Genomic DNA, 13,280 nt, shown 5'->3' on the forward strand with positions numbered 1-13,280 from the left:
GAACTGTCTTTTTTACGAAATCCATTGAGCATCCATTAAAATAAAATTTAGAATTTATGACAGTTATATTTTTATCTGGTATGAGGTGTCTCTCCTAGATTTTAACTTTATACTAAAATAAAAAAGTGTTCGACGCTCACTTTGATCATAATCAGTTTTTGCTATAAAAGTTTCTAATTATAATTTAATTGTTTTTTAAATTAATGATCGAACCCCTCGTCAAGCTTAATTTTTACTAAGATTTAGGCATAAAAAAACCCGAAAATTATTGATTTTCGGGTTTTTTGTGGAGTCGCCGAGAATCGAACTCGGGTCCAAACAAGCAACTAAAAAGCTTTCTACGCGTTTATTTTCTGATTGAGTTTTCGATACTGTGCTAGGCCAGAAACAGCCACACGATACTTATCTTCTTAATTTTGAAATCCACCCGAAGCTCATGGAAATCTAGGTTTATTTTTACGGTTCCCCTGAACTGAACGCCACAAACCAAGGCTTTCAAGGAGAATCCAGCTTTCCTATCTGATAGGAACGTGGCTTAATCGTACTATAATTCGGATTATGCAGCTAAAGCGTAGTTATTTTCGCCGTGTAAAATTGTAAGATCTTATATTTACGAGCAAGGTCTCAATGCTCGACGTGCTTACTTATCAATTCGACTTGCTGTCAAAACCAGTCGACCCCTTTTTTATTTCAAAATCCAAATCAGAATTTTGAGTGTGCAAATGTACACTTTTTATCTGAACTACTATTAATGAATTACTATCAGTATTTCAAAAACCGTACCTTTTTTTATTCATCTTTTAATCGGAACGGATAGTCGCCAAATAGCACAGCCAATTTACGAACGTCATACGTTTTACGGGTAAATTTATTAGATAGCGCTATAATGGTTACTCCTTCTTTTCGTAATGTGATATAGGATGATGTATTTCCGTGCCACCAACCATTATGGAAATAAAAATTCTGTCCCGTTTCCCAATTGATCATTCGAATTCCAAGGCCATAATTTTTAGTTCCTTTACGTTCATTGCTGTAACCTTTATAAACCTGACTTTGTAATTCAGGTGTTAAAAAAGAAGAATTGTTTCTGGCTCTGTCAAATTTCAATAAGTCCCGCGGTGTCGAATATATGTTCTTATCTCCGTAAACTGCATCCAAATAATCTTTTCCTATCTCAACTTTATTACCTTTATAAGAAGTAACTGCAGTATCTTTATCTCTTTCATAGTCAAAAATATAGGTATTTTTCATACCGAGTGGTTCGAAAACAATCTGTTTCATGGCCTCTTTGTAGGGAAGTTTTGTGATTTTTTCAATTACTAATGCCAACATGGCATAATTGGTATTACAATAACTAAAGCGGGTATCGGTTTTGAATTCTAATCCAATATCTTTAGTCGCCATGATTGTCAGAATATCTTGATTGGTAAGTATGTTTTTTCTATCCCAAATAGTTTTGTCACGATCTGTAAAATAGGCATAATTACGCATGCCACTTCTGTGATTTAGCAATGTTCTTATGGTAACATCTGGATAAGGAAACTCTTTCAGGATTGTATTTACCTTTTGATCTAGTTCTATCCTTTTTGCATTTACGAGTTTCAAAATAGCGGTTGCCGTAATAACCTTGCTTACTGAAGCAATATGTAAAGGTGTATTTTTAGTAATTAATGTTTTATCGCTAAAATTAGCGTAGCCTTCGTATTTTTCATAAATAATTTGGCCGTTCTTAGCAACCAAAAAACTTCCGTTTGCACTGTTATTAGGCCAGTTTTTTTTGTAAAACGAGTCTATTTCTTGTTTTTTCGAATTGATATACTCTGCCGTAAGTTTAGGCTCCGGGTTTGTTAACGGCTTCATTTTAGGTAATGTACTCTTTGGTAGTTTGGCATCGCTTAACTCAACTTTCTTTTTCTCTTTTGCGCAAGAGCCCAAAATTAAAAAGAGGAGGAATATATGTAGTATATTTGTTTTTTTTATAAAATTCATTTCTGTAGTGCTAGTAAGGCAAATATATAGAATCAATGTCTTTTCAGAGGGTGTTTTTCTAAACCTTAACACTATTTTATTAGTCGTCTGTAATCCCATTTTCGGTACTATTTTGGACATCAGGGAGTAGTAGTTTTCAGTCAGTGTATTTTTATTAAAAAATAAATTCAATTTAGTTTAAATTGTTATATTTGTAACAAATATGTATTATAAAGTTATATTAAAATAAATTCAAAGCGTACGAAATATATGAAATTTGGAATCATAAAAGAAAGAAAAAATCCGCCAGACCGCAGAGTTGTATTCTCACCAGATGAGCTGACAAGGTTAAAACAACAGCATCAAAATGTCACTGTGAAAGTAGAGCGTTCTGATATTAGAGTTTTTACTGATTCGCAATATGAAAATCTCGGAATCGAATTGACTGATGATATCAGTGATTGTGATATTTTGTTTGGAGTAAAAGAAGTGCCGATAGAAAATTTAATACCGAATAAAACCTATTTCTTTTTTTCGCACACCATCAAAAAACAGCCTTACAATCGAAAATTATTGCAGGCAATATTAGAAAAAAAGATTGATTTGTATGATTATGAAACCATAGTTGATGCTAATAATCGCAGGCTGATAGGTTTTGGGCGTTATGCCGGAATTGTTGGGGCTTACAATAGCATTCGCGCTTTTGGAATCAAATTCGAATTGTTTAAATTACCAAAAGCAGAAACACTTGCGGGTAAAGAAGCCTTGATTACACATTTAAAAAGGGTAGTATTACCTCCTTTGAAATTTGTAATTACAGGAACTGGTAAAGTGGGAAATGGAGCCAAAGAAATTCTGGATGCCATAAAAATTAAAGAAGTTTCCGTAGAGAATTATTTGAATAAAAACTATACACAACCCGTCTATACTCAAATTGACGTCTTAGATTACAACAAACGAAAAGATGGACAGTTTTTAGATTTCACTGATTTTTATCAAAATCCGAACGAATACGTTTCTGATTTCGAAAGATTTACTAAAGTATCCGATATTTATATTTCAGGCCATTTTCATGCCAATGAAGCTCCGGTAATTTTGACTCGCGAAATGCTTCAGTCCAAAGATTGCAAAATCAAAGTTGTGGCTGATGTTTCCTGCGATGTTAACGGTCCAATTGCCTGCACGCTGAGATCATCGACTATTGCGGAACCTTTGTACGGCTATTTTCCAAACGAAGATAAAGAAGTTGAAGTTTTTCATCCTGCTGCAATTGTAGTCATGGCAGTTGATAATTTACCATGTGAGTTACCCAAAGATGCCAGTGAAGGATTTGGAGAAATGGTATTAGAACATGTAATTCCTGCGTTTTTCAATAAGGATAAAGACGGAATTTTACAAAGAGCCAAGATTACTGAAAATGGAAAACTTACTCCAAGATTTAGTTATTTGCAAGATTATGTTGATGGGAAATAAATAGAATTATCTTTATCATAAAAAATCTCCCAATTTGATTCAAATTTGGGAGATTTTTATTTTTAACCAATAGTGTTTTTATGAACCATGGTTGTTTTCAAATTTAGTCATCATTTGATACATTAAAAATGATTTCTAAATTTTAAGACTGCAAGCGTACTTTCTGTTTTCTGAAAATGGTCCACTGTAATAATAAAGAAATCACAATAGTCAGCATCGCTCCAATGAAATTTAGCCATAAGTAGCCTAGTTTTTCTTCTCCACTTGGATAAATGTGAATGGCGTAATAGTAAATGATAAAAATAGTAAGCTGACTGATAACGGCGCTGTAAAATATAGCTTTGGATTGGACTTTTTGGATGTAAAAACCAACTAAAAATATTCCTAATACAGTTCCGTAAAAGATAGATCCAATGATATTTACCAACTGAATTAAATTTTCGAACAACGTTCCGATGCAGGCAAAAAGGATTGCAATAATTCCCCATAATAAGGTAAAAAATTTAGTAGCATACAGGTAATGGCGTTCTGATTTTTCTTCTTTCAGATTACGTTTGTAAATATCGATTGCTGTTGTAGATGCCAATGCATTCAGTCCTGAAGCGGTCGATGACATAGCTGCTGAAATAATAACGGCTAACAATAATCCAATAAGTCCTCGAGGTAAATAATTCAGTATAAAGTGAAAAAACACATAATCTTTGTCATTAGTTTCACTGTTGCTGTCGGCTTTTAGAATTATTTCTTTGGCTCGATCTCTTAAATCTTTTTCTTTATTAGACAAAGCCACTAATTCTTTTCGAAGGATTGGATTGTCATAATCCTGATTCAGCTGATCGATGTACAACAAATTAATTACTTTTTTATCTTCGGATAAACCGTCTAATTTTTGCTCCAAAGCATTGTATTCGCCTTTGTATGCTGATTTTTCAATCATGGCTTTGTTGTTTGGATTAAAATTTAACGGAACAGGATTGAATTGAAAAAAAACAAAAACCATAACTCCGGTCAATAAAATGAAGAACTGCATCGGTACTTTTAAAAGTCCGTTCATAATTAGACCCATTTGACTTTCCCGAACTGATTTTCCTGATAAGTAACGTCCAACCTGCGATTGATCAGTTCCAAAATAAGCCAATGCAAGGAAAAAACCACCTGTGATTCCGCTCCAAAATGTATATTTTTCTTCTGGGTCAAAAGAAAAATTGACAATATTCATTTTATCATTTGCACCAGCAATATGCAACGCACTGGTAAATGTCATATCATTTGGTAGATAATGTAATATTAGAAAAAAGGTGATAAACATTCCCGACATAATCACAAACATTTGCTGTTTTTGTGTTACGTTCACCGCTTTTGTTCCTCCGGAAAAAGTGTAAATGATGACTAAAACACCAATAATGATATTCATGTAGGTAAGATTCCAGCCCAATATAGCCGATAAAATAATCGCCGGAGCGTATATAGTCAATCCAGTTCCAAGACCTCTCTGGAACAAGAAAAGAATGGCTGCAAGGGAACGCGTTTTTAAATCAAACCTTTTTTCGAGATACTCATAAGCGGTATACACCTTGTATTTGTGGTATAAAGGGATAAAGGTGACGCAAATTACAACCATAGCAATTGGCAGTCCAAAATAGAACTGCACAAAACCCATTCCGTCGTGATATGCCTGTCCTGGAGTAGAAAGAAATGTAATGGCACTGGCTTGCGTTGCCATCACGGAAAGTCCCACAACATGCCAGGGAGTTTCATTGCTTCCTAGAATAAAGTCTTCTACATTTTTACTTCCTTTGGTTTTCCATGCACCATATATTACAATGAAAAGCAAGGTAAAAATGAGTATAATCCAGTCAAATAGTTGCATAATTTAAGCGTATAATTTCATGATGAGGCAAAATATCAAGATGTAAATAGCGTTGGCTACAAGCACCCAAGTATAGTTTTTCTTCCAGGTTTTTATTTTTTTTGTTTCCATTGCAGACTGGTTTAGTTTTTTATTTTTTGGGGAGGAATAGTTTCGGATGATTTCAATGAGATAATATTTGAAATTAATTTATAAGCACCAGTAACACCCTCAGGTAATTCTCTAAAGAAGCTTAATCCCGTATAAATATAATGCCCTTTTCCGTAAGGAGCAATCAGCAAAGCGCCATTTTTAGGTGTTTCTCCTTTATCATTTGAAGATAGAATAGGAGTGAAGGCTTTGTCGTACTCACTTGGATAATACAAACCTTGCTCTTGTTTCCAACCTTGAAAATCTTTAGCAGTGATTTTGTTTGGGAAATTCAAAACGGGATGGTTTGGTGCTAAAAATCGGACTTCAGCATCTTCTTCTGTTACGCGGTCGCGGGATAGTTTCAATGGATAAGGCGCAATATTTTCGGTTATAAGATCACCGGCAGTATTATATTGAACGAGCATTGTTTTTCCGCTTTTTACAAAATCAAAAAGTATATTTTGCTTATTTGCCAATGCTGTAACGGTATTGTAAGCACGAACGCCAGTCATTACAACATCAAAATTTTCTAATTTCTCGGGTGTTATTTCTTCGGGTTTCAGCAGTGTAACGGTGTAGCCTAATTGAGTCAGGCTGCTAGGAACTTCATCGCCGGCACCCATGATGTACCCAATCCTTTCACCATTAGTTTTTAAATCTGTTTTGATGCATTTGGCTTCAGCTGATTTTAAAACTTGCTGTTTCGTTATGTGATCATAGTTAATGATGATTTGTTCTTTGTCAAATCGTTTATTGTCAATTATCGCCACACTTTTGGCAACCGCTTCTTCGGATTTATTTGGCGCAGTTACTTCAAAATAAACTATTTGTTCTGTTCCCTTTTTAAGTATAGTGAAAGGAATAGATTTAGGTGAAACATTCCAACTTTCAGGCAGTTCAAGTTGTAGATTTCCTTTTACGGCATCTTTACCCGCTTTGATTTTTACGCCTACATATTTTATTTTTGTATCTTTAAAAAGCAATACTTTGTCTACAATTGAAGTGGTAACTTCGGGAACAATATCCAGATAATTATACACTTCGCCTTTTACATCGTCATTGTATTTATAAACTATAGTTCGCTCAAATGGGATTTCGATTCCGTTAATTTGAATATTAAAGACCACTTTTGCTTCCCGAATAATATCCGGAATTCCTATGTTTTGTTGTTGGTTTACGGCATACATCCCAACGGTTCCATTTTCTCTTAACCAGTAAGGCTGTGTGTAGTTGATTGATTCCGGTAATTTTAAATCTAAGTTGATATTATTAAGAATATTGTTTTTTAAATCCCTATTTTGAGGTGTTGTAATTTCATTTGGTAAAGTGGTAACACTCATTAATTGGATGGGTGCGGAGCTTCTATTAATGGCTTCGAGTTTCAATTTAATAGTGCTTCCGGGAGTCGCTTCCTGATTTTGGGCTACGGCTTCAAGATACAAACCGGAACAAGCCGCTATAATTTCTTTTATGGCTGCGGATTTCAGTGGTGCCCAATGATTTTCGTCCAAAGCTTTCATCATAGTGTAGGCTTTCGCCAAATTTGGAATACTTGCCGAAGGATTATTATGGTTGAATTCAGCTGCAATAGCAGTCAATAAATCTCCAATTGCTTTTCCTCCTTTTACACGGTTCCAAGAAGTATCAATTCCTTCAAAAAGTGATTTTTTATCTTTTAAAGCGTCGCCATTTATAAATTCTAAATATTCTGTTTCTTCACCACGCGCACCAGTGCTTCCAAAACCTTGTGATTGATGGCGGCTGCGACTCAATGCGGCTATTTCCTGATTTGATTTTCCTAATCCGGCATAATAAACACCAGTTTCTAGTGCAATTAGATTTTTTTTGTCGGCAGCATTAAATTTTTCAATAGTTCCATAAAACCACCAAGACGTATTAAAAAACTGGCGTTTAGTTTGCCAAGGTTTTACAAATTGCAACTGTTCTGGAAAAATAGTTGGATTATTGGCTAGTTCAAAACTTTCTACACTCAACATTGCCGATGAAGTGTGATGACCGTGAGTAGTTCCGGGAGAGCGATGATCAAATCGATTGACAATGACATCGGGTTGGAATTTTCGGATGGCCCAAATAACATCTGCCAATACTTTTTCTTTATCCCAAATTTCTAAAGTTTCTGTTGGATTTTTGGAAAAACCAAAATCATTGGCACGGGAAAACAATTGTTCTCCTCCATCAATTTTTCGAGCTTCAATAAGTTCTTGGGTTCGTATCACTCCTAATAATTCGCGTAATTGTGTACCAATTAGGTTTTGGCCACCATCACCACGTGTCAAAGACAAATAGCCTGTTCTTGCTTTTTGTTCATTCGACAAATAAGAAATTAATCGGGTATTTTCATCATCTGGATGCGCTGCTATATACAATACAGAACCTAGAAAATTAAGCTTTTGAATTTGATTGTAAATTTCAACAGAATTTGGTTTTTGAGGTTGTTGCGCATTTGTTATTTGGCAACATAAAAGAAACATTAAAATAGCGGACACGTATTTTTTTTGCATTTTTTTAAATTTAATTTGCAATAGCTTCAAAAGTAGGAATTAAATAATTTCTTCTGAAATATTTTGGGTTTTCTTTAATAAAAAAGAGAGAGAACACCAATCTTGGTATCCTCTCTCTCTTTTAAACAAATATGTGATTAATCTCTATCATGTCCATTTCCATGCCCATTTCCTCTTCCGTTTCCATGTCCGTTTCCATTATTTCGGTTATCATGTTTTTTATATTCTCTGTGGTTATCATTATCATATCTTCTATGATTGTCATTTCCTCTTTGCTTTACATATACTCTACGGTTATTGTTATAACCTATATTTCTTTGTTCTCTTCCATGATATCCTCTATAATATTTGACTTTGTGATTTCTAAAATTATTGTAAGGTCTTGATCCACGATAATCATTAAGTACTACTTTGTATCCGCCATACAAATCGTAATTTCTATATTGGTTAGGTAAATTTCTGGAACGAATCCATCGTCCACCACCGAAATATATAAATTGGGTAGCTCTCACATCATAATATGCTTCAACATCGGGTAAATAGTAATATTGTGCTTCAGCATATCCTACAGGTCCCCAAGATGGCGGGCTACCAATGTTTACATTAACTGAAACTTGTGCGTGTATGGTACTAGATGCAAAAAGTATAATTCCTACGGCGATTAATTTAAGTGTTCTCATGTTCTTTAATTTTAAATATTTTGTATAATTCTTTTATTGATATATCTTTTTACCTATTTTCAACAACTGTGCCAACGTAAAATAATTAACATCCTTTTAAGATTTAATTAAGAGTGTGTTTTTTGTCAAAAAAAAAGAACCTCGATTGGAGGTTCTGATTTTTAGGTTTTTATGAAGGATTAATGCTTGTCTTTTCCATTTCCTTTTCCATGTCCGTTATTTCCATTTTTTTGATGTCCATTACCGTTATTTCCTCGTTTATAAGAATCTTTATGAATTACCACTTTTCGTACTCCAATTGTTTTTTGTGGTTTTCCTTTATACCCTTTATAATATTTAACTTTATGATTTTTAAAGTAAGTATAAGGTCTTGAACCATGATAATCATTTAAGACCACTTTGTATCCATTATACAAATCGTAGCTTCTATATTGTGTTGGCAAATTTCTGGAACGAACCCACTGGCCTCCTCCTAAATAAATAAATTGACTCTGTCTTACATCATAATATGCTTGCACATCAGGTAAATAATAATATTCGGCAGCTGAGTATCCTGCAGGGCCCCAAGCTGGTGGACTACCAATATTTACATTTACTGAAACTTGTGCTTGCATTGCTGTACTGGATAATAAAAGTACTATTCCGGCGGCGATTAATTTTAATGTCTTCATATTTTCAAAATTTTAATTAATATTCTATTTAAAGGTACTTGACTAAGTCGCTATTCTCTTAACAAAAGCCAAGAACTATGCCAAGCTTGAAATATGCCTTGCATAAAAAAAGGAAACGATTGACCGTTTCCTTTTTTTATTTTTCTTGTTGATTCGGTTACAATAAAAGAATCAATAAAAGAATTACTATGATAATTGCACCAACAGATAAATAAATACCATTACCAGTTGATTTTAATTCAGCTTTAATCGCACGTACTTCTTTACGTAGTTCTTTTTTCTCTGAAGAATTCAAAGAAGATTTATCCATCGCTTTTATTTCGTCAAGACGATTAAGCAATACTTTAACTTCTGCAGGAACTTCTTTAGGGTTGTTTGAAACCGAAGTTGGAGTTTTTTCAGCAGCTAACATTTGAGTTGGAACAACACTTAATGACAATACCATCATCATTAAATAAAACGTAACTTTTTTCATTTCTTTTGGGTTTTAGTTATTAATTTTAACATAATAAAAGTAAACATTAATTCGTAATAAAAGATTATATAATTATAGTATTTAATTGTATAATTTACATTAATTAAAAAAAACAATGTGTCTCTAACTATTTAAAATATAGTCTTTTATGATAAAAATAGGATTATAGAAGTGACTATTTGTTATTTGTAAATAACGGTACGAGGTTTTGCCAATTCAAAATCCTGAAATCCAAAATCAGTGGTTTCAAAGGAATTTGTTTTAAAAATATGCTCACCATATCCCGGTATTGAAGGATAATAGGAAATTGAAATTTGGAACGAACTAAAAACCAAATAATCGTTGTTGATAATGAAACCAATTCCAATTTTTGAATACACTTTACCTTCTATCAAGCCACTTTTAGCATTTCCAAGTAATGCAACTGAATAATTTAGATACGGATTCAATCGAAAACCCCATAAATCCCAGGGTGCGTATGCTTGAGTTTGGAGTGTTAATAGTGCTTTTTCGGTACCGTATTTCGCTATTGTAAATCCATTGAGTCCATAATTCTCATTGATTGAAAGTTGATCTCCAATAGCTTCCATTCGGTTGGAACCAATGACTAATTGTGGTTTTACAAACTGACGCAATTTCCATCTTCCAATGCTTATTAGATTGGTAAAATAATTGGCCTGAAAAGAAAATGCTGTTTGTTTTGTTGTTGCTTTTTCAAAAAAAGTTCCAATTTCAATATTAGCACTTAGAAACCCCCATTTATAGAAGTTACCAAAAGCGGCACGACCACCCAAATAGTATCTTCCGACATTATTTTTATATTGATAACCAGTTGTTATTCCGTATATTCTTCCAATAGGGACATCCTCAATGATTCCGTTTCTGAAAATAAAGCGGTCTCTAATAAATTTACGGGATGAAATACCAATGCCAACCAAAGCGAGTTTTTCATTGGAATAAAAATCATCGGGATCGTATTCAAAAACGGGACTCTCTAGGTATTTAAGATGTAAAAATCTTCCTGTTGTAACAAGATTTGTTGTTCTTTCACTTTCTGTGTTACCTTTGAAAATTTTAAAAGCGCGTCCAACCCAAAAATCGTGTGTGTTGTATTTAAAATTTTGATATGCAAATACTAAATTGGAGTCGGGCAGAGTGTCTTTTCTAAATTGCTGATCGACATAAATTCCTCCAGCCCATTTTGTCAATGGAGAATAAAAAGGGCGATCAATTGCTATACTTTTACCATAATACTCCTCTAAATCAATTTGATAGCTGACTTTAGTGTTTATAAAAGTATTTTTTATATTTGGAATACTGTAAGCAACGGAATAAGCGCTTTTGCCATCACTGAATCTATTTCTTATTTTGTTTTCAAATTGATGACCTGATCCTAAAAAATTGCGGTCATTCAGTCCAAAGGATACTCGTGAACTTGATAGCGACCCCTTGGGAACCAAACTCCAGGAATCCAAAACTCGGATAGCAATATCAACAGAATCAGGGCTATTCGGAATTAATTTGGGTGCAATATCCACGCGATTTATAAAGCGTTGTGTACGTATCAAACGTTCGGATTCTTTCACAAGCAGCGAATCAAAAGGCTTGTTTTTTTTGATAAGTAATAAATTTCTTATTGTAAGTCGATTGGTTTTAATATGGATTTTATTTCCATTTCTTTCCGCCCAATTTTTAGGCTTTTTTAATGTGTCAATTTCAGAATAACCAAAAGGATCAAGTGTTAGAATAGTAATATTCCTTATAATTTTTCCTTCAAAACTGCCGTATTTTTTTTGAACTTCTTTTGTTATTTCTTTTTTTAAAACAGGCGTTCTAAAAACTATTTTATGCATTAATTTGGTAAACTTATTCTTTTTAGAATAGTTTTTAATATTTAAATATAAGTTGGAGGAATCTTTTTTGGTCTCTGTTTCTTGCGCATTAGTTATCTGTGAAACACAGATAAAAAGAAGGAATAATATCAGTTTTATTTTTTTATACATTGCAAAAGAATCAACTGTAAAAATAGTGAAGCAACTCAGGAGTATAGCTCTTAGATTGCATAAAGATGTAAAAGGTTCAGAATTTGAAACTGATATTTTTTTGAATACTTAATCTAACTTTTGGTTCGGTTTGTATCAGTTTCTGTAGTAGTTTCGGTAAAAACCGGAACAACAACATCAGCTTTTATAATCATATTTTCCACTGGTGCTTCAGAATCAAATAGGGGTAATTTTATTTTACGCCACGTGTACGTTTTTGGTAAATGATCCCCCATCAAATAGCCCCAAGGTTCTAAAGATTCAATTCTATCGAAAATCACTTTTAAAACAGCTAGAATAGGAAGTGCTAAAAACATTCCGGAAACGCCTGCAATTGCACCACCAATAATGATTCCGACAATCGATATAAATGCATTTATTTCAACTTTAGAACTTACAATCAAAGGAACAATAATATTATTGTCAATAAGCTGTACGACAATAGTAATTACAATAACACCAATGATTATTGATAAATCAGGGGAACCGGTAAGCGAAGCAACAATACTTAAAACGCCGGCAAATAGAATTCCGATGTACGGAATCAGATTTAGAATTCCTGTGATTATTCCCAATAAAATAGCGTATTTTACTCCTATAAGCATAAAACCAAGCGTTGTCATTATAGATATTAAAATCATTTCAATAATCAAACCTACAATGTAACTGTTGATGGCTACTCTAACATTTGTTAAAATGTTTTTTAACTGTTCGTGGTTTTCTTTTTTAATTAATTTAGATAAAAACAGTAAAAAATGTGTTCTGTATAAAAGAATTAAAAAAGTATAAATCGGTATCAAAGTCAAATTGACTAAAGTATCTGTAAAAGACATTAGAGTAGTTCCAATGATTTCTTTTCCTTTTTCCATTGAATCTTCAGCTGCAGTATCAATATACTGTTTTTGTTCTCTGGAACTTAAATGAAAATTATCTCTGACAAATCCTTGGATATTACTAAGATGAATATTAATGTTTCTTTCAATTTTATCAAAATCATCAGCAAAATCACTGATCTGAAAAGATAGGAATACAAAAAGAGCTATAAAAATTAATACAAAAAATATCACTGCTATCATTACAGCCAAGACATGTGGAAAACGAAGTTTTGATTTGAAAAACTGAACAATAGGATACAATAATATGGCAAATAAAAACGACATCATTACAGGAATCAATATGTCTTGACCAATATAAAAAATAAAGACAATAGAAATTAAACCCAATAAAGTCAAGCTTAATTTTGCGTAAAATGGAAGTTTCAGGATGTCATTCATATCTTTTGGTTTTGTTTTATAAATCAACTGTTTTTTACCAGTTAGCAACCGACAAATATGTGTAAATATAAAAATTAAAGTATTACATATTTTTTAGCAATTGTTGCATAATTATCACTTCTTAATCAAGAGATTTATGAATGAAAATAAAATTTTCATTCATAAAGTTATGA

General features: G+C 33.0%; 9 protein-coding genes and 1 other RNA gene. 1 reads left to right on the forward strand and 9 read right to left on the reverse strand.

What is annotated here, in order from left to right; all coding sequences use genetic code 11:
* Window positions 1-284: 284 nt before the first annotated feature.
* Window positions 285-681, reverse strand: a transfer-messenger RNA (tmRNA) gene (gene ssrA, locus DR871_RS11920).
* A 108-nt stretch (window positions 682-789) separates the two neighbouring features.
* Window positions 790-1,989 carry a serine hydrolase domain-containing protein gene (locus DR871_RS11925; RefSeq protein WP_113666682.1) on the reverse strand — a complete coding sequence of 400 codons (1,200 nt, stop codon included), beginning with the start codon at window positions 1,987-1,989 and terminating at the stop codon, window positions 790-792.
* Window positions 1,990-2,238: 249 nt separating this feature from the next.
* On the opposite strand from DR871_RS11925, the gene DR871_RS11930 reads away from it, so the two are divergent.
* Entirely contained in the window at window positions 2,239-3,441 is a 1,203-nt protein-coding gene (locus DR871_RS11930; protein WP_113666681.1) for an NAD(P)-dependent oxidoreductase, read from the forward strand.
* 142 nt (window positions 3,442-3,583) lie between these two features.
* Here the strand turns inward: DR871_RS11930 and DR871_RS11935 are convergent, their stop codons facing one another.
* The 7 genes from DR871_RS11935 to DR871_RS11965 form a co-directional block, all read right to left on the reverse strand.
* Window positions 3,584-5,311, reverse strand: coding sequence for a sodium:solute symporter (locus tag DR871_RS11935; protein WP_113666680.1), 1,728 nt, complete (start codon window positions 5,309-5,311; stop codon window positions 3,584-3,586).
* Window positions 5,312-5,433: 122 nt separating this feature from the next.
* Window positions 5,434-7,965, reverse strand: coding sequence for a PIG-L family deacetylase (locus tag DR871_RS11940; RefSeq protein WP_113666679.1), 2,532 nt, complete (start codon window positions 7,963-7,965; stop codon window positions 5,434-5,436).
* A gap of 137 nt (window positions 7,966-8,102) precedes the next feature.
* Entirely contained in the window at window positions 8,103-8,645 is a 543-nt protein-coding gene (locus DR871_RS11945; protein WP_113666678.1) for a hypothetical protein, read from the reverse strand.
* A gap of 179 nt (window positions 8,646-8,824) precedes the next feature.
* Window positions 8,825-9,316: a hypothetical protein gene (locus DR871_RS11950; RefSeq protein ID WP_113666677.1), complete on the reverse strand. Its 492-nt coding sequence runs from the start codon at window positions 9,314-9,316 to the stop codon at window positions 8,825-8,827.
* A 157-nt stretch (window positions 9,317-9,473) separates the two neighbouring features.
* Window positions 9,474-9,791 carry a hypothetical protein gene (locus DR871_RS11955; protein WP_113666676.1) on the reverse strand — a complete coding sequence of 106 codons (318 nt, stop codon included), beginning with the start codon at window positions 9,789-9,791 and terminating at the stop codon, window positions 9,474-9,476.
* Window positions 9,792-9,973: 182 nt separating this feature from the next.
* Window positions 9,974-11,644 carry a BamA/TamA family outer membrane protein gene (locus DR871_RS11960; RefSeq protein WP_242497106.1) on the reverse strand — a complete coding sequence of 557 codons (1,671 nt, stop codon included), beginning with the start codon at window positions 11,642-11,644 and terminating at the stop codon, window positions 9,974-9,976.
* A gap of 263 nt (window positions 11,645-11,907) precedes the next feature.
* Window positions 11,908-13,107 carry an AI-2E family transporter gene (locus DR871_RS11965; RefSeq protein WP_113666705.1) on the reverse strand — a complete coding sequence of 400 codons (1,200 nt, stop codon included), beginning with the start codon at window positions 13,105-13,107 and terminating at the stop codon, window positions 11,908-11,910.
* Window positions 13,108-13,280: the final 173 nt, after the last annotated feature.

The organism is Flavobacterium petrolei (assembly GCF_003314435.2).
Classification (GTDB): domain Bacteria; phylum Bacteroidota; class Bacteroidia; order Flavobacteriales; family Flavobacteriaceae; genus Flavobacterium; species Flavobacterium petrolei.

What these genes read in the sequence shown, in the direction of transcription:
- DR871_RS11955 (WP_113666676.1), bottom strand. Translation starts at nt 9,791, where the DNA reads ATGAAAAAAGTTACGTTTTATTTAATGATGATGGTATTGTCATTAAGT.
- DR871_RS11925 (WP_113666682.1), bottom strand. Translation starts at nt 1,989, where the DNA reads ATGAATTTTATAAAAAAAACAAATATACTACATATATTCCTCCTCTTT.
- DR871_RS11930 (WP_113666681.1), top strand. Translation starts at nt 2,239, where the DNA reads ATGAAATTTGGAATCATAAAAGAAAGAAAAAATCCGCCAGACCGCAGA.
- DR871_RS11960 (WP_242497106.1), bottom strand. Translation starts at nt 11,644, where the DNA reads ATGCATAAAATAGTTTTTAGAACGCCTGTTTTAAAAAAAGAAATAACA.
- DR871_RS11945 (WP_113666678.1), bottom strand. Translation starts at nt 8,645, where the DNA reads ATGAGAACACTTAAATTAATCGCCGTAGGAATTATACTTTTTGCATCT.
- DR871_RS11940 (WP_113666679.1), bottom strand. Translation starts at nt 7,965, where the DNA reads ATGCAAAAAAAATACGTGTCCGCTATTTTAATGTTTCTTTTATGTTGC.
- DR871_RS11950 (WP_113666677.1), bottom strand. Translation starts at nt 9,316, where the DNA reads ATGAAGACATTAAAATTAATCGCCGCCGGAATAGTACTTTTATTATCC.
- DR871_RS11965 (WP_113666705.1), bottom strand. Translation starts at nt 13,107, where the DNA reads ATGAATGACATCCTGAAACTTCCATTTTACGCAAAATTAAGCTTGACT.
- DR871_RS11935 (WP_113666680.1), bottom strand. Translation starts at nt 5,311, where the DNA reads ATGCAACTATTTGACTGGATTATACTCATTTTTACCTTGCTTTTCATT.